Source organism: Kitasatospora sp. NPDC056446 (assembly GCF_042796115.1).
In the GTDB taxonomy this organism is placed as follows: Bacteria; Actinomycetota; Actinomycetes; order Streptomycetales; family Streptomycetaceae; genus Kitasatospora.
In genome coordinates this window covers 123321-139527 of record NZ_JBHTRF010000011.1, presented here as the reverse complement: position 1 = coordinate 139527, position 16207 = coordinate 123321, and the positions used below count along the sequence as shown (strand labels likewise).

Below are 16207 nucleotides of genomic sequence, written 5' to 3'. Positions count from 1 at the left end.
TTTGGCGCTCACTTCTCAACTGCTCCTGGGGCTCGGGGTGGGCTGGGCCTGTCCGGCGGTCAGGCCGTGGCGGCGGCAGCGGCGCGCGCGGCGGCCGGCAGGGCGGCCGCGATCCGCTCGATCGCCCGCTCGTCGTGGGCCGCCGAGACGAACCAGGACTCGAAGGCGGACGGCGGCAGGTAGACGCCCTCGGCCAGCATCGCGTGGAAGAAGGCGGTGAAACGGTACGCCTCCTGGGTCTTGGCCTCGTCGTAGTTGGTGACGGCGGCCTCGGTGAAGAACACCGAGAACATGTTCCCGGCGGTCTGCATCCGGTGCGCCACGCCCTCCTTGGCCAGCGCCGCAGAGACCAGGCCGGAGATCTCGGCGGAGACCTTGTCCACCGTCGCGTACACCTCGTCGGTGCAGCCGCGCAGCTGGGCCAGGCCGGCCGCGGTGGCGATCGGGTTCCCGGACAGGGTGCCCGCCTGGTAGACCGGGCCGGCCGGGGCCAGGTGCGCCATCACGTCGGCGCGGCCGCCGAAGGCCGCGGCCGGGAAGCCGCCGCCCATGACCTTGCCGAAGGTGAGCAGGTCCGGCGCCCAGCCCTCGTTCGCGGCCTCCAGCCCGTACCAGCCGGCCTTGGACACGCGGAAGCCGGTCATCACCTCGTCGGAGACGAACAGCGCGCCGTTCTCCTGGCAGAGCCGGGCCAGGCCCGCGTTGAAGCCGGGCAGCGGCGGGACGACGCCCATGTTGCCGGGCGAGGCCTCGGTGATCACGCAGGCGATCTCGCCCGGGTGGGCCGCGAAGGCCTGCTCGACGGCGGCCAGGTCGTTGTACGGCAGCACGATGGTGTCGCCGGCCTGGGCGCCGGTGACGCCCGGGGTGTCCGGCAGCCCGAAGGTGGCCACACCGGAACCGGCGGCGGCCAGCAGGGCGTCCACGTGACCGTGGTAGCACCCGGCGAACTTCACGACCTTCGCCCGGCCGGTGAAGCCGCGGGCCAGCCGGATCGCGGACATGGTGGCCTCGGTGCCCGAGGAGACCAGGCGGACCTGCTCGACCGGGGCGACCCGGGCGACGATCTCCTCGGCCAGCTCGACCTCGCCCTGCCCGGGCGTGCCGAAGGAGGTGCCGTGGACGACCGCCCGCTGGACGGCGTCGATCACCGAGGGGTGCGCGTGCCCGAGGATCATCGGACCCCACGAGCACACCAGGTCGACGTACTCGCGGCCGTCGGCGTCGGTGAGGTAGGGGCCGGTGCCGGACACCATGAAGCGCGGCGTGCCGCCGACCGCGCGGAAGGCTCGCACCGGGGAGTTGACGCCGCCGGGCGTCACCACGGAGGCGCGGTCGAACAGCGACTGGGACTGGGGGGCTTCGTAGGGGTAGCTCACAAAAGACATGGTCTCAAATCGTGTCCTTGCGCTCTGCATGTCGGACCCGATCATCTGGAACGATGATCCGGGCACCGTTGTCTGTACGGTTGTCCGTACAGTCCGTACCGGAGGGGCCGCTGACCGCTCCCCGGGACGGACCAGTCAGACTGTGGACACACAGGGTGCGCGAGCGCTCCGGATGTGTGCAGGGGTGTGGGTAGGACTGCCGCGTACCGCGAGTGGGTACGGCGGCGCATGACGGGTAAGGAGCACGTCCGGAGGGACGCCGGACGTGCGGGGGTCTGTCGATTCCGGCGAATTCCGGTGAGGATGGTCCGAGTGTCCGAGGCGCAGGACGGCTACGACGAGGCGGGGGGCTCCCGCCGACCGGCCGAAACCGCACGCGGGGGTACGGGAGCGGGTACGGGTCGTGGCCGCCGCGGCGGCGAGAGGCGGGGTGAGGGACGCGTGGGGGTGACGTACAAGTACTTCGGAGCCCCCGACCGCGCGACCGCCGCCAGAGTCCCCACCGCCCTCGGCCCGGGCGGGCTCGGCCTGGACGCCGGCGAGCTCGGCTCGCTGGGGCGGCTCGGCGACCTGATGGAGACCAGCGGCTCCCCCAACGGCCACCTCTCCACCAAGATCAAGCCGGAGACCATGAGCGCCATGGTCCTCACCGGCATCCAGGGCGTCCCGCTGCACCAGGTGCCGCCGCTGGAACTCGTCGTGCTGCACCCGGACTACGCCGTCGTCCAGCTCCCCCACAACGTCGTCGAGCCGCTGCGCAAGGCCGACGAGACCGAGCTCGGCGCCGCCGCCTTCATCTGGTCGACCGTCCCGGACCGGCGCGGTCCGCGGGACGCCTTCGTGATCTACAGCATGCTGCACGAGTGGCAGGACTTCGCCAACCGGCTGCACGAGGCCGGGCACCAGCTGTACTGCCTGGTCTGGCCGTAGCGCTTCACCGCTTCACGACTTCACCGCCTTACCGCTTCACGACTTCACGACGTCACCGCTCGCCACTCCACCCCGGACTCCGCCGAACGCGGGCCGGGGTGAGCTGGTTTGACTGCCCGTCAGGACTGCTGCCCGGTCGGCCGCAGGACGGTGGCGGCCAGGACCAGGGCCACGGCGAGCAGGCCGGCGGCCACCGCGAAGGCGAGCCGGAAGCCGCCGGTCAGGGCGTCCGCCGCGGAGTGCCCGGACGCGGCCAGGGCGGCGGTCCGGCCGCCCGCGAGGGTGCTGAGGACCGCGACCCCGAGCGCGCCGCCGACCTGCTGGGTGGTGTTGAACAGGCCCGAGGCGGTGCCCGCGTCCTCCGGCCCGGCGCCCGACATGCCGAGGACGGCGAGCGCGGAGAGCACCAGGCCGCCGCCGGAGATGAGCAGCATCGTCGGCAGCAGGTGGACGACGTAGTCGGCGTCGGCGGGCAGCCGGACCAGCAGGCCGAGCGCTGCGGTCAGCAGGGCGAGGCCCGCGAGCAGCACGGCACGCTCGCCGAACCGGGCGCTCAGCCGGGCGGAGAGCAGCAGCGACACCACGCCGATGGAGGCCGCCGCCGGCAGCATCGCCAGGCCGGTGGCGGCCGCGCCGTAGCCGAGGACCTGCTGCATGTAGAGCGCGACGATGATCTGGAAGCCGAACATCCCGGAGATGGTCAGGACCTGCACCAGGTTGGCGCCGGAGACGTTGCGCGAGCGGAACATCCGCAGCGGGAGCAGGGGTTGGGCGGCCCGGGCCTGGCGGAGCAGGAAGCCGGCCAGCAGGGCGAGCGAGAGCGCGCCGAGGCCGAGGGTGCGGGCGGAGGCCCAGCCGTGCTCGCCGGTGCCGACGATGGTGTAGATGCCGAGCATCAGGGCGGCGGTGATCAGCGCGGCGCCGAGGGCGTCGGCGCCGCCCCGCAGGCCGGGGCCGCGGTCGTTCTCCAGCACCCGGATCGCGAGCAGGGCGGCGGCGAGGCCGAGCGGCAGGTTGATCAGGAAGATCCAGTGCCAGTCGAGGGCCTCGGTGAGCACCCCGCCGAGGACCTGGCCGATCGAGGCGCCGGCCGCGCCGACGAAGCTGAACGCGCCGATCGCGCGGCCGCGTTCGCGCGGTTCGGGGAAGAGCGTGACGATCATGCCGAGGCTGACCGAGGAGGCCAGCGCGCCGCCGACACCCTGGAGGAAGCGGGCGGCGATCAGCATCCCCTGCCCGGTGGCGAGGGCGCAGAGCAGCGAGGCGGCGGTGAAGACGGCGAGCCCGGCGACGAACAGTCGCTTGCGGCCGATCAGGTCGCCGAGCCGGCCGGCCAGCAGGAGCAGGCCGCCGAAGGCGATCAGGTAGGCGTTGACCGTCCAGGTCAGGCCGGCGGGCGAGAAGTGCAGGTCGTCCTGGATCGCGGGCAGCGCCACGGTGACGATCGAGCCGTCCAGGACGATCATCAGCATGCCCGCGCAGAGCACCGCGAGGGCGAGCGTGCGGGAGCGGGCGGGGGCCGTGCGGGCCGCGTCGGTCGCGGCCGGGGCGTGCGTGGTCATGGCGGTTCTCCCGGTTCGTCGAGTACCGGGTAGGACGCTATCAGATTGTTTTGTTCGGGACTATCTATCTCGGATCAGAACTGGCCCCGGGGCCGACGGGCACGGCGTACGGTGCGTTCACTCTCCACCGGCTCGGCGAGATGGCCGTCCACCAGGTGCGTCAGGGCCGAGACGAACACCTCGCGCTCGGGCTGCGGCAGCGACTCCAGCAGCTCCTGGTGCACCCGGTCGGCGATCTCGGTGCCCTGCACGACGGCGCGCTCGCCCGCCGGGGTGACCGAGATGATCCGCGCCCGGCGGTCCGTCGCGGACGGGCGGCGCTCGGCCAGGCCCGCCTTCTCCAGCTCGTCGACGGTGACCACCATCGTGGTCTTGTCCAGGTCCGCCAGCTCGGCCAGCTGGATCTGGGTGCGCTCGGCCTCCTGCGCGTGGAACAGCACGCAGTACGCGCGCGGGGTGATCCCGAGCTCGGTGAAGGCGGCCGACATCCGGGTCGCCAGGACGTGGCTCGCGTGGTCCATCAGTCCGGAGATGTCGCGGATCCGGCGCACGGGCGGGGTCGTCGTCATACGTCCGAGGTTAGCAACGGCCCGTCTGCTGCCGGATGATCCCGTTGCCAACCAACACCGGGTCTACGGGATGCCCAACTCGAACAGCGCATAGCCCGCGTACCAGCCCGCCGCCACGGCGGGCATCGCGAGCAGCCCCACCAGCGAGGACAGCCGCACCCGGCGCAGCGCGAACGCCAGGCCGATGCAGAGCGGGAAGGCCGGCAGCAGGTAGCGCGAGATGTTGCCGAAGATCTGGTTGCTGCTGAGCGCGGTGGCGATGGTGAGCGCCGTGTAGACCCACAGGACCAGCGGCGGCCTGGCCCGCCACAGCAGCACCAGCAGCCCGGGCAGGGCGATCAGCAGGGCGATGGCGATCAGGTCCGGGACGGGGTTGGACTGCCAGAAGTCCCAGTGACCGGTGATCACGTCCATGAACGACCGGAGGGTGGAGGCGCCGCCGTCGAAGTAGCGGTTCCACGCGCCGCGCTGGAGCTTGAAGTAGCCGCCCCAGTCGCCCATCCGCCAGCCGACCCAGGCGACGTAGCCGATCAGCCCCCAGGGGGTGATCAGCATCGCGGTCAGCGGCCGGGCCACCCCGTCGGTGCGGCGGACCAGCGCGACCAGCGCGGCGATCGACACGGCGGCGATCAGCGCGGCGGCGGTCGGCCGGTTCAGGCCCGCCACCAGCGCCAGCACACCGGCGGACAGCCAGCGGCGGGTCATCACGCAGTAGCAGGCCCAGGCGGACAGCGCGACGAACAACGAATCCGAGTAGACCGCCCACTCCACCCCGGAACCCGGGAACAGACCCCAGATCACCGCGGCCGTGACGCCCGCCCGGAAACCGCCCAGCCGCTCCGCGATCGCGAAGATCCCGGCCGCCGCGACCAGCGAGGCGAGCACCGACACCACGATCCCGGAGCCGTACGGGCCGAGCCCGGTGACCGCGCCGACCAGCCGCATCAGCCACGGGTAGAGCGGGAAGAACGCCGCCGAGTTCTCGTAGTACGTGGCCAGCGGGAAGCCGTGCAGCGGGATCAGCTGCGGGTCGTACCCGTTCTCGGCGATCCGCTGGTACCAGACGCCGTCCCAGGTGCCCAGCACGTCCCAGGCGTTGGCGCCGCCGCCGCGGCCCGGCTGCTTCTTGAGGTAGTCCCCGGTGTGCGAGAGCAGCAGCATGAAGACGGTCAGGCCGGTGGCCTTGACCACCGCGTACGCGCCCAGCGCGGGCGCGAAGCGGTCCACCAGTGCCCCGAACCGCCCGGGCGCCCGGCCCGCCGTCCGCTCCTCGGACCGCTCCTCGGGCTGCTCCGCGTCCACCGCGGCGGGTGCCCCGGGCTCGGTGCCGGCCGACTCGGTGCTCGATGCCGTGCTCATCTGCTCTGGGTACTCCCGCCCCGCCCGTGGTCCGCGCGGCTCCGGCGCAACGATTTTCCCGAGAGCCTACGGCACGCTCCCGGTACGAAAACCCCTGACGCCCCCGGACCCCCTCCCAGCACCACGCCACCCGTGCCGAACACCACGCCGAAGCGCTCGATCCGGGCCGCACACACGCCCGGGACCACGTACCCGGCGGACGCGGCCGTCGCCGCCCGGTCGGGGGCGGCGACGGCCTGGGCGTGGTGCGGGGTCGGGAGTGTGGTGCGGGGTCGGGAGTGTGGTGCGGGGTCGGGAGTGGTCAGCCCTTGACGTAGACGATGCCGAACTTGGTGAGCTGCCAGAGCTGGTCGGCCGCGCCGGTGTCGGCGGCGAGCTGGACGTAGGGGTTGCCCTTGGCGTCGAGGGAGCCGCCGGCGGACAGGACCTTGCCCTGGTCCTGGGAGTCGGCGATCTTGTAGCGGCCGTCGCCGGCCGGCGTGAACACCCAGTGCTGGTTGCCGCCGCCGTTGCAGCGCCACTGCTGGATCCGGGTGCCGGGGGCGGTGGAGGCGGCGTTGGCGTCCAGGCACATGTCGCGGTTGCCGCTGAAGTCGAGCTCGTAGCTGCCGCCCGCCTTGGCCTCCAGGACGAACGACTGGTTGAGGCTGCCGCCGGCCGGGTAGCTGATGGCGGGCCGTCCGTCGGTGGAGTCGCCGTAGGTGCCGCCGCCGGTGATGTCCAGGACGTTGCCGGTGGCGGCGTTGGTCAGCTGGTACCAGGCGCCGTCCTCCGGGACGTCACCGAAGGGCTTGCCCGGGGTGAGCGGCTGGATCGACGTGGTGTTCCGCTGGTTGAGCGTGCAGTAGGCCTGCGCCAGCTCGGGCCGGGCGTAGAACTGGCCGAGGCAGACGCCCTCACCGCGGTAGCCCGCCACCCGCAGGTGGTACGACTGGCGGACCATATTCATGCACAGCCCGGGGATGCCGATCTGCGAGTCGCAGCCGTTGCGCACCCACTCGGAGAGGTTGATGACGTCCCCGTTGCTGTACTCGTACGGGGAACTGGTCCACTCCGCGCAGACCTCGTGCCCGAAGGCGACCCGCCGCTGGTCCAGGTACCGGACGCCGGGCACCTGCTCGGCCGCGCCGCGCAGCGCGTCGCTGAAGGTCGGCACCACCCAGTTGTGGCCCCAGGCGAGATCCTCGGGGAAGGCCGGGCAGCCGTCGGCGACCTTGCCGAGGTAGTCGTTGCGCCGGATGTCCGGGGTGATCGGGTTGAAGTACGACTGGTAGACCAGCTGGTACGAGGAGTCGGCGTAGCCGGCCTTGCGCATGGTCTGCCGGATGTTCCGGAGCGCCGCGACGACCTTGGGCTGGACTCCCTTGGCCCGGCGGCGGATCTCGTCGCTGCCGATGGTGTCGCGGCAGCCCTGGCTCTTGGGGACCGGGAAGTACTGCGCCAGGCACTGCAGCATGACGCCGCTGAAGTCGAAGTCGTCGTTGGCGCCGATCGTCACCACGACCAGCTTGACGTCGTACCGGGAGGCCGCGTCGGCGAGCTTGACGTCCTGCTTGGGCTCGCCGAAGTCGCCGCTGCCCGGGCCGGTGATCTTCGCCAGCTCCGGGTCACTGACCAGGTCCCCGGTCTGGGCGCCGGAGCAGGCGAGGTCGATCGGGGTGACCCCGGGGATGTCGGTGACGAAGATCTCCGACTTGGGGTGCCGGTGGCAGTAGTTGGTGGGGCTGTCGGTCTCCGGGAAGTAGCCGTCGTTGGTGTCGGTGCCGGCGCCCTCCCCGGAGATGGCGCTGTCGCCGAGGGCGACGACCGCGGCCGGTTTGGCGGCGCCGGGCGCCGGGGCCGGGTTCGGGGCGGAATCGGCGAGGGCGGCGGGGGCGCCGGCCAGGCCGAGGGTGGCGACGAGGGCGCCGGTGGCCAGCAGCGCCGACAGTCGGGACCTGATCACACGCGACTCCTTGCGGGGGGGGGTGGGGGCCGCCCGGGCGGGGGCGCCGAGCGGCGCGGTGCAAGAGGAGCGGGGCGGTGCAAGAAGGGAGCTGAAAGGTGAGCAGGTCTCGCATTCTAGGTACTGACAAGTAACGCAACAAGGCTTGTGACAACGACGGGAACTGACGGGGGGTCGAATTCCCGGGCGGGCGCCAGGACGGACACCGGGACGCGCACCGACGCCCCCGGGCCCGGGCATGCGAAGAGCCGCCGCCCCGCGCCCCAGGAGGGAAGCACGGAACGGCGGCTCACCCCGGCCGAACCGGGTTACGGGCTCAGCCCACGTTGGCGCAGTGGTTTCCGAACGCCGGGTTCAGCAGGCCGACGATGTCGATGGTGTTGCCGCACAGGTTGACCGGCACGTGCACCGGAACCTGGATCTGGTTGCCCGAGATGACACCGGGGGAACCGGCGGCGACGCCTTCGGCGCCGGAGCTGGCCATGGCGGTGCCGGCGCCGGCGGCCACGATGCCCACCACGGCCGCGCCGACGGCGGCGGTCTTCTTGATGCTCATGCGAGCCTCCTGACTGTTCAAACAGAGATGCACGGGGAGTGCGACATCAAGAACGACACCCGTCCGGAGCGGTTGCGACGGTGCGCGCAGTGTCACCCGTCCGGAGCAACGGAGCCCCCGACCGGCATTCGGGTGATCGACTTCGGCCGGACCGTTTCCCCCCGCCCGGTCCCTCGTTCTCCCTCACGGAACCCGATCCATCGGCCCCCGCACACGAATCGAGTCCGCCCGTGCGCAAGCACGCCCACGCCATCGTCGGCGCTGCGGCCACCGGCGGCCCGATCGGTACGGCGGGCCTCCAGAACGCGGCGTCCGGCAACCCCCGCCGGAACGTCTGATCGGGAATTCCACCTGGTCGCGCCTTTGTCCGAAGCCTTTCCCGGCCGTGCGGGAGAGATTTCGAGAGGCGCTGCAAAACGGCGGCTGCGTCCACGCCCGCGCCATGGGCGGAACACGCCGGTGTGCGCCGCCCGAGTGACAATCACGGCAATCCCCGTAGCCATCGGGCGAGCATTTCCCGCTCGCCCGGCCCCCGACTTTTCCGTTCCGTCGGGCAGAAATCGAAGGAAAGACATGCGCAACCTCAAGAAGGCCGCCGTCCTGTCCCTGGCCGCCAGCGGCCTGGTGCTCGGTGCGGCCGGCGGCGCGTTCGCCAGCTCGGGTGCCGAGGGCGTCGCCGCCGGCTCCCCCGGCGTGCTCTCCGGCAACCAGCTCCAGGTCCCGATCCACATCCCGATCAACCTGTGCGGCAACAGCATCAACGTCATCGGCCTGCTGAACCCGGCGTTCGGCAACACCTGCGTCAACGCCGGCTGAACCCGCGGTCGCCGCACCGGCGACAGCTGATTCACCGAGCCCGTGCCGCGCCCCGCAGCGCCGGGGCGCGGCACGCTCCACCCGTGTGTGATCGAGGAGATCAACCCCCATGCAGAACGTGAAGAAGGCCGCCGTCCTCTCCGCCGCCGCTGCCGGCCTGGTGCTGGGCGCGGCGGGCTCCGCCGCCGCCAGCGCGGGCGCCGAGGGCGTCGCCGCCGGCTCCCCCGGTGTCGTCTCCGGCAACCAGATCCAGGTTCCGGTGCACATCCCGGTCAACCTGTGCGGCAACAGCATCAACGTCATCGGTCTGCTGAACCCGGCGTTCGGCAACACCTGTGTCAACGCGGAAGCCCACCCGCAGCCCGCGGACGACTGCTGATCCCCGATCGGCACGCGTTCCGGCCGTCCTGCCCCCCGACCAGTCGGCCGGGGGGCAGTTCGGCGTACCCGGACGCCCGTCCGGGACCCCCGATCCACCGAAGGGTGATCCACATGGTTTCGAAGCAGAGCGGGGCCGCCCTGGCCGCCGCCGTGGGTGCCGCGGTGCTGCTCGGCGCCGGTTCGGCGCAGGCCGCCACCGCGCCGGGCGAGGCCCCGGCCGGCCCGGCCACGCTGGCCAAGACCGACGTCGGCCAGGCCCTGAACGGGACGACGACCGGCCTCGGCTACGGCGTCGCGCCGATCAAGAGCCTGCGGCTGGACCCGTGGGCGAAGTCCTCGGCCGACTTCCTCAACAACGGCGCGGCCCTCCAGCCGGACCAGGGCCTGCCCGCGGTCGGCACCGGGACGCTGACCGGCCCGCTGAGCAACGGCGGCGGCGTCAAGGACCTCCCGCTGGTCGGCGGACTGAGCGGCGTCCTGCCGGGCTGAGCGTCCGGGACGCACCGGAGCCCGGCACCCCGTCCGTGCGGCGGGGGTGCCGGGCTCCTGCCGTGTCCGTCGCCGGTCCGGCGACGGCCTCAGCGCCGGGTCAGCAGCGAGTCAGCACCGGGTCAGAGCCGGGTCAGGTCGGTCAGCCCGGACTGCTGCAGCACACCGGTGGCGGTCGCCGTGGTGCCCGCCGGGTCGGCCAGGCCGGTCTGCCCCACCACCTGGGTGGCGGTCGCGGCGGTGGTCGAGGCCAGGTCGTCCACCTTGTCGGTGACGGAGAGCCGGTGGTCCTCGCCGCCCAGGCTGGCACTGGCCCCGGGGACGGCCTGCACGGTGCCGGTGAGCAGCCGCGGGTCGACCTCGCCCACCTTGAGCCGGCCGTCGGCCAGCTGGCCGGCGCCGTCCTGGGCGAGCGAGAGCGGCTTGCCGAGGCTGACGCCGGGGGTGTCGGCGTGCAGCGGCGAGGCCGGGGCGTCCAGCAGCACGCCGCCGAGGTCGGCGCCCTGGTCGACCAGCGGGAGCGGCAGCTCGGCCTTGGCGCTCGGGCCGACCTTGCCGGTGCTCAGCTGGGGGACGATCCGCTCCGGGATCAGCTCGCTGCTGGTGCTGGTGGTCCGGCCGGGCGCCGCCGGCATCACCAGCGAGGTCGGGATGCCGGCGGAGAGCCGGCTGCCCAGCGGGGTGAGCGGGATCTCCGCCGGGACCTGCTGGGTGGCCAGCGCGTCCTCCAGGGCCCCGACCTGTTCGGGGCCGACGGGGGCCGCGGAGGCCGCTCCCTGGGAGGCGAGCACGCCCGCACCGACCGCCAGCAGCATCGCGCCGGCCCGCTTGGAGAACTTCATGCTTTTCACCGTTCTGCTGTCCGTACTGGGGATCACACTGGGGATCACTGGGGAAGGGCTGCGCGGGCGCAGCCGGAAAGCAATCTGCCTCAACGAGTGAGCGGGAGTTCGGATTGCGGCGGTTAACCGGTTCGGCCTAATAATCCGACCGGAAACCGTCGACCGTCGCGCCTCCCGGACTCTTTTCAAAAATCCCCGTAACCTTCCGTGCCGTCATTCTTTGATCTGGACGTCAGTGACTGCAGACCGGGTCTGAGCGTTGTACGCGTTGTACGCAAGGAATCCAAGAGCATTTCAGAGAGGGATCTCCCCATGATCCAGAAGTCCTTCGCCGCCGCCGGCCTGGCCGTCGCCGCGCTGGCCGCCGCCGCCGCGCCTGCTTCCGCGATCGGTGACGCGGACGGCGCCGCAGCCTCCATCGAGGGCAACGGCGGCACCAACTTCACCGGGACGGTCGGGAACAACAGCCCGAACTTCCACTTCCTGGACAACGCGAACGTCTGCCTCCCCGAGATCCACAACATCGCCGTCGGCGTGCTCGGCGTGGCCGTTCCGGTCGAGGTCCCGATCGCCAACAGCGGTGGCAAGCAGTACTGCACCCAGGGCCAGGGCACCCAGAGCCACGGTGACGCGGGCGTGTCCCACCTGATCGGCTGACGCTCCGTTCAGCCCCCTTGCACCACCCCTGATACACCTTCGAATCGCTCCCCGATTCACCCCCGAGAGGAAACCCGGAAATGATCAAGAAGTCCCTCGCCGCCGCCGGTCTGGCCGCCGCCGCCATCGCGATGTCCGCCGGCTCGGCCTCCGCCATCGTCGACTCGGACGGCGCCGCCACCTCCGTCCAGGGCAACGGCGGCACCAACCAGACCGGCACCCACGGCAACGGCAGCCCGAACTTCCACACCCTGGACAACGCGAACATCTGCCTGCCGGAGGTCCACAACATCGCCGTCGCCGTGGTCGGCGTCGCGGTTCCGGTCGAGGTTCCGATCCTGAACAGCACCCCGAAGCAGATCTGCAACGTCGGCCAGAACACCCAGTCCTCGGGCGACGCGGGTGTCTCGCACCTGATCGGCTGACCAAGGGGCACGGCACGGACGGAGGGCCCGGGGAGGAAGGTCTCCCCGGGCCCTCCGGGCTTGGCGGACGAGGTGTCCGGCCGACCGCCACCGGGCGGCCCGGCCGGGTGACCGGTCCGACGGTCCGGTGCCTGGGGCGCCGGGTCGCGCGACCGGATGTGATCACGTGTCAGAGCGCCCGCGCGGGCGCTCCCAGAGAGAGGGCAGAACCCATGAAGAGCATGCTGGCCAAGGCCGCGCTGACCGCCACCGTCGCGCTGGCGCTCGCCGGTGCCGCCACCCCGGCCTTCGCCCACGTCGGTGCGGTCGGCGGCGGCGAGTTCGCCGCCTCCGCCGACCAGCCGTTCCTGGCCGCCGAGGGCTTCGGCTTCGCCCACACCACGGACACCGCCGCGGGCGGTTTCGGTGGCATCGCCGCCACCTCCACCGACATCGTCGGCGGCGGCGCGGGCTTCGCCCACATCAAGGGCTGGCAGTAGGACACCGAAGGCCGGGCCGCTCCCCCGCAGGGGCGGCCCGGCCTTCCGGCTGCTCAGGAGCAGTCGTCCAGGAGCGACTAGTCCAGCATCGCCGCGGCCTCTACGGCCCAGTAGGTGAGGATCTGCTGGGCGCCGGCCCGGCGGATCGAGGTGAGCGTCTCCATGATCATCCGCTCCCGGTCGACCCAGCCGTTCGCCGCGGCCGCCTCGACCATCGCGTACTCGCCGGACACCTGGTACGCGGACACCGGCACCGGGGAGGCGTCGGCGACCTGGCGCAGGATGTCCAGGTAGGCCATGGCCGGCTTGACCATCACCAGGTCGGCGCCCTCGGCGAGGTCCTGCTCCAGCTCGCGCAGCGCCTCTCGGGCGTTGGCCGGGTCCTGCTGGTAGCTCTTGCGGTCGCCCTTGAGCGAGGAGCCGACGGCCTCGCGGAAGGGGCCGAAGAAGGCCGAGGCGTACTTGGCGGTGTAGGCGAGGATGCCCACGTCCAGGTGGCCGGCCTCGTCCAGCGCCCGCCGGATGACTCCGATCTGGCCGTCCATCATGCCGGAGGGGCCGACCAGGTGGACGCCGGCGTCCGCCTGCACCCGGGCCATCTCGGCGTAGCGCTCCAGGGTGGCGTCGTTGTCGACGCTGCCGTCGGCGGCCAGCACGCCGCAGTGGCCGTGGTCGGTGTACTCGTCCAGGCAGAGGTCGGACATGACCACCAGGGAGTCGCCGACCTCGGAGACCACGTCCCGGATCGCCTGCTGCAGGATGCCGTCCGGGTTGGTGCCCTCGCTGCCGGTCGCGTCCTGCACCTCCGGGACGCCGAACAGCATGACGCCGCCCAGGCCCGCCTCGGCCGCCTCCACGGCGGCCTTGCGCAGGGTGTCCCGGGTGTGCTGGACCACGCCCGGCATCGAGGAGATCGGGACGGGCTCGCTGACGCCCTCGCGGACGAACAGCGGCAGGATCAGCTCCGCCGGGTGCAGCCGGGTCTCGGCCACCAGCCGGCGCATCGCCGGGCTCTGGCGCAGTCGACGCGGGCGTACGTACGGGAATTCAGCGGACACGGCTTCTCTCTCCGAACGGTTGTGCAGCGCTGGGGGCGACGAACGGCCGCCCCCAGCAGCATAGTTGGCCCAACCAAGACAGTTGGGGGCCCTCAGCGGGCCTTGCGGCGCGAACCGGGACGGCGCTCGCTGGGCCGGTAGACCGGCTCGCCGGCGGCCGTCGCGGTGTCCCGGCGCTTGGCGCCGAAGTCGGCCAGCGCCTGGGCCAGCGCGGCCGCCGACGGCGCCGGGGCCATCACGTCGACCCGCAGGCCGTGCTCCTCGGCGGTCTTGGCCGTGGCCGGGCCGATGCAGGCGATGACGGTGACGTTGTGCGGCTTGCCCGCGATGCCGACCAGGTTCCGGACGGTCGAGGACGAGGTGAACAGCACCGCGTCGAAGCCGCCGCCCTTGATCGCCTCACGGGTCTCGGCCGGCGGCGGCGAGGCGCGCACCGTCCGGTACGCCGTCACGTCGTCGACCTCCCAGCCGAGCTCGACCAGGCCGGCCACCAGGGTCTCGGTGGCGATGTCGGCACGCGGCAGCAGCACCCGGTCGATCGGGTCGAAGACCGGGTCGTACGGCGGCCAGTCCTCCAGCAGGCCGGCGGCGGACTGCTCGCCGGAGGGCACCAGGTCCGGCTTCACGCCGAAGTCGACCAGGGCCTGCGCGGTGGTCTCGCCGACCGCCGCGACCTTGATGCCGGCGAACGCGCGGGCGTCCAGGCCGTACTCCTCGAACTTCTCCCGGACGGCCCGCACCGCGTTCACCGAGGTGAAGGCGATCCACTCGTAGCGGCCGGTGACCAGGCCCTTGATGGCCCGCTCCATCTGCTGCGGGGTGCGCGGCGGCTCGACCGCGATGGTCGGCACCTCCTGCGGCACCGCGCCGTACGAGCGCAGCTGCTCGGACAGGCCGGTGGCCTGCTCCTTGGTGCGCGGCACGAGGACGTTCCAGCCGAACAGCGGCTTGGTCTCGAACCACGAGTGCGAGGCGCGGTGGGCGACCTGCTCGCCCACCACGGCTATCACCGAGGTGGCCGGGTCGACCGGGGCGGAGACCGGCGACGGCAGCACCCGGGCGGCCTTCAGGTCGGCCGCGATGCCGGACAGGGTGGAGGTGAAGGTGCGCTGGCGGGTCGTGGTGCCGGAGAGCGTCGCGCTGAGCGCGGACTCCGGCTTGCGGCCGCCGGCGACCAGGGCGGCCGCGGTGGCGGGCAGCTGGCCCAGCGTGGTGCGGACCACCAGGGTGGTCTCCGGCACGCCCAGGTCGACCGGGCTGCCGGCCAGCAGCGCGGCACCGTCCACGAAGCGCACGTCGGTGCCGGCCCCGGCGCGGAGCGGGACGCCCGCGTAGGCCGGGACGCCGACCGACTGGGCGACGCCCGGGATCACCTCGAAGGGGATCCCGTCGCCCGCGCAGCTGAGCATCTCCTCGGCGGCGCAGCCGTCCAGGCCGGGGTCGCCGTCGACGGTGCGGACCACGTGCTTGCCGGAGCGGACCGCCTCGGCGACCAGCTTGGCCAGGTCGAAGTCGGTGCCCTCGGCGGCCGGGGCGTGCACCTGCACGGCGGCCGGGCAGTGGCTGCGCACGGCGGCGGCGGTCAGCGGGTCGGCGACCAGGACGTCGGCCGTGGACAGCACCTCGACCGCGCGCAGGGTCAGCAGGCCCGGGTCCCCGGGGCCCGCGCCCAGGAAGGTGCACCGTCCGGTGGCGGGCTGCCCGGCGAACAGGGCGTCGGTGGCGGCGGTGGGGCTCATCGGGCTCGCTCCCCCATCAGGGCGGCCGCGCCCGCGGCGAGCAGCCGGTCAGCCAGCGCGCGGCCGAGGGCCGTCGCGTGCTGCTCGGCGGTCTCGTCGAGGACGATCGGACCGTTGGCGGACATCTTCAGCAGGGCGGAGCCGTCGGGGTCGCCGACCACGCCGTCCAGCCGCAGTTCGTTCTGGCTGCCCCAGGTGGCCAGCGCGGCCACCGGTGCCGAGCAGCCGGCCTCCAGGGTGGCCAGCAGGGCGCGCTCGGCGGCCACGGCGACCCGGGTGGGGGCGTGGTCCAGGGCCGCGAGCACGGCGGTGAGACCGGTGTCCGCGGCGGCGCACTCGATCGCGAGGGCACCCTGGCCGGGGGCCGGGATCATCAGCTCGGGGTCGAGGTGCTGGGAGATCTCGGCGCTGCGGCCGAGCCGGTTGAGGCCGGCCGTCGCCAGCACCACCGCGTCCAGCTCGCCGCCGGTCACGTAGCCGATCCGGGTGTCCACGTTGCCGCGGATCGCGACGGTCTCCAGCCGGGCGCCTCGGGCGGCGGCCCAGGCGTTGAGCTGCGCCATCCGGCGGGGCGAGCCGGTGCCGATCCGGGCCGGGCGGCCGGCTCCGGCCAGCTTCTCCGCCAGTTCGTCCAGGGTCAGCCCCTCGGCCGAGACCAGGGCGTCCCGGGCGTCCTCGCGCTCGGGGACGGCGGCCAGCGCCAGGCCCTCGGGGGCGGCGGTGGGCAGATCCTTGAGCGAGTGCACGGCGAAGTCGATCCGGCCCTCCAGCAGCGCGTCCCGCAGGGCGGAGACGAACACGCCGGTGCCGCCGATCTGTGCCAGCGCCTCCCGGGAGGTGTCGCCGTACGTGGTGATCTCGACCAGCTCGACGGGGCGTCCGGTGACCCTGGCCACGTCGCGGGCCACCATGCCCGACTGGGCCATGGCGAGGGCGCTGCGCCGGGTGCCGAGCCGCAGGGGCACGGCGGCCGAGGGCTGCTCCGTGATCGGTTGACCATTCATGAGGTGAT

The 16207-nt window shown here is 72.8% G+C and carries 17 protein-coding genes; 7 read left to right on the top strand and 10 right to left on the bottom strand.

The window, feature by feature from the left end; all coding sequences use genetic code 11:
- Positions 1–59: 59 nt before the first annotated feature.
- Positions 60–1388 (bottom strand): glutamate-1-semialdehyde 2,1-aminomutase, encoded by a 1329-nt coding sequence (hemL, locus tag ACFQ6N_RS10700; protein ID WP_380648384.1) that lies wholly within the window; start codon positions 1386–1388, stop codon positions 60–62.
- A gap of 303 nt (positions 1389–1691) precedes the next feature.
- Here hemL and ACFQ6N_RS10695 point away from each other — a divergent pair, with 303 nt between their 5' ends.
- The gene (locus ACFQ6N_RS10695; RefSeq protein ID WP_380648383.1) at positions 1692–2318 is read left to right on the top strand and encodes a hypothetical protein; all 627 of its coding nucleotides are present in this window, start codon (positions 1692–1694) and stop codon (positions 2316–2318) included.
- Positions 2319–2437: 119 nt separating this feature from the next.
- Here the strand turns inward: ACFQ6N_RS10695 and ACFQ6N_RS10690 are convergent, their stop codons facing one another.
- From ACFQ6N_RS10690 to ACFQ6N_RS10670, 5 genes are all read right to left on the bottom strand, one after another.
- Positions 2438–3880, bottom strand: coding sequence for an MFS transporter (locus ACFQ6N_RS10690; RefSeq protein WP_380648382.1), 1443 nt, complete (start codon positions 3878–3880; stop codon positions 2438–2440).
- A gap of 74 nt (positions 3881–3954) precedes the next feature.
- A complete protein-coding gene (locus ACFQ6N_RS10685) occupies positions 3955–4449 on the bottom strand; it encodes a MarR family winged helix-turn-helix transcriptional regulator (RefSeq protein ID WP_380648381.1) in 495 nt (164 codons plus the stop codon).
- A gap of 63 nt (positions 4450–4512) precedes the next feature.
- Positions 4513–5808 (bottom strand): glycosyltransferase family 39 protein, encoded by a 1296-nt coding sequence (locus tag ACFQ6N_RS10680; RefSeq protein WP_380648380.1) that lies wholly within the window; start codon positions 5806–5808, stop codon positions 4513–4515.
- 301 nt (positions 5809–6109) lie between these two features.
- Positions 6110–7753, bottom strand: coding sequence for an RICIN domain-containing protein (locus ACFQ6N_RS10675; RefSeq protein ID WP_380648379.1), 1644 nt, complete (start codon positions 7751–7753; stop codon positions 6110–6112).
- Between the two features lie 316 nt (positions 7754–8069).
- Positions 8070–8309 (bottom strand): chaplin, encoded by a 240-nt coding sequence (locus ACFQ6N_RS10670; protein ID WP_350521601.1) that lies wholly within the window; start codon positions 8307–8309, stop codon positions 8070–8072.
- Between the two features lie 573 nt (positions 8310–8882).
- Here ACFQ6N_RS10670 and ACFQ6N_RS10665 point away from each other — a divergent pair.
- The 3 genes from ACFQ6N_RS10665 (at position 8883) to ACFQ6N_RS10655 (ending at position 9995) form a co-directional block, all read left to right on the top strand.
- A complete protein-coding gene (locus tag ACFQ6N_RS10665) occupies positions 8883–9125 on the top strand; it encodes a chaplin (RefSeq protein ID WP_380648377.1) in 243 nt (80 codons plus the stop codon).
- Between the two features lie 109 nt (positions 9126–9234).
- Entirely contained in the window at positions 9235–9504 is a 270-nt protein-coding gene (locus ACFQ6N_RS10660) for a chaplin (RefSeq protein ID WP_380648375.1), read from the top strand.
- A 113-nt stretch (positions 9505–9617) separates the two neighbouring features.
- Positions 9618–9995, top strand: a complete 378-nt coding sequence (locus tag ACFQ6N_RS10655) for a hypothetical protein (protein ID WP_380648374.1) — start codon at positions 9618–9620, stop codon at positions 9993–9995.
- 122 nt (positions 9996–10117) lie between these two features.
- On the opposite strand, the gene ACFQ6N_RS10650 is transcribed toward ACFQ6N_RS10655, so the two are convergent.
- The gene (locus ACFQ6N_RS10650; RefSeq protein ID WP_380648373.1) at positions 10118–10837 is read right to left on the bottom strand and encodes a hypothetical protein; all 720 of its coding nucleotides are present in this window, start codon (positions 10835–10837) and stop codon (positions 10118–10120) included.
- A gap of 312 nt (positions 10838–11149) precedes the next feature.
- On the opposite strand from ACFQ6N_RS10650, the gene ACFQ6N_RS10645 reads away from it, so the two are divergent.
- The 3 genes from ACFQ6N_RS10645 to ACFQ6N_RS10635 all read left to right on the top strand — a co-directional run bounded on the left by ACFQ6N_RS10645 (position 11150) and on the right by ACFQ6N_RS10635 (position 12398).
- Positions 11150–11494 carry a hypothetical protein gene (locus tag ACFQ6N_RS10645; RefSeq protein WP_030232098.1) on the top strand — a complete coding sequence of 115 codons (345 nt, stop codon included), beginning with the start codon at positions 11150–11152 and terminating at the stop codon, positions 11492–11494.
- Between the two features lie 80 nt (positions 11495–11574).
- A complete protein-coding gene (locus ACFQ6N_RS10640; protein ID WP_363587783.1) occupies positions 11575–11919 on the top strand; it encodes a rodlet layer protein in 345 nt (114 codons plus the stop codon).
- Between the two features lie 212 nt (positions 11920–12131).
- Positions 12132–12398, top strand: coding sequence for a hypothetical protein (locus ACFQ6N_RS10635; protein WP_380648372.1), 267 nt, complete (start codon positions 12132–12134; stop codon positions 12396–12398).
- Positions 12399–12475: 77 nt separating this feature from the next.
- On the opposite strand, the gene hemB is transcribed toward ACFQ6N_RS10635, so the two are convergent.
- From hemB to hemC, 3 genes are all read right to left on the bottom strand, one after another.
- Positions 12476–13456 carry a porphobilinogen synthase gene (gene hemB / locus ACFQ6N_RS10630; protein WP_380648370.1) on the bottom strand — a complete coding sequence of 327 codons (981 nt, stop codon included), beginning with the start codon at positions 13454–13456 and terminating at the stop codon, positions 12476–12478.
- Between the two features lie 92 nt (positions 13457–13548).
- Entirely contained in the window at positions 13549–15195 is a 1647-nt protein-coding gene (locus ACFQ6N_RS10625; RefSeq protein WP_380648369.1) for a uroporphyrinogen-III synthase, read from the bottom strand.
- Positions 15192–16199, bottom strand: coding sequence for a hydroxymethylbilane synthase (gene hemC / locus ACFQ6N_RS10620; protein WP_380648368.1), 1008 nt, complete (start codon positions 16197–16199; stop codon positions 15192–15194). Before hemC ends, ACFQ6N_RS10625 begins: the two co-directional genes overlap by 4 nt.
- Between the last annotated feature and the right edge of the window lie 8 nt (positions 16200–16207).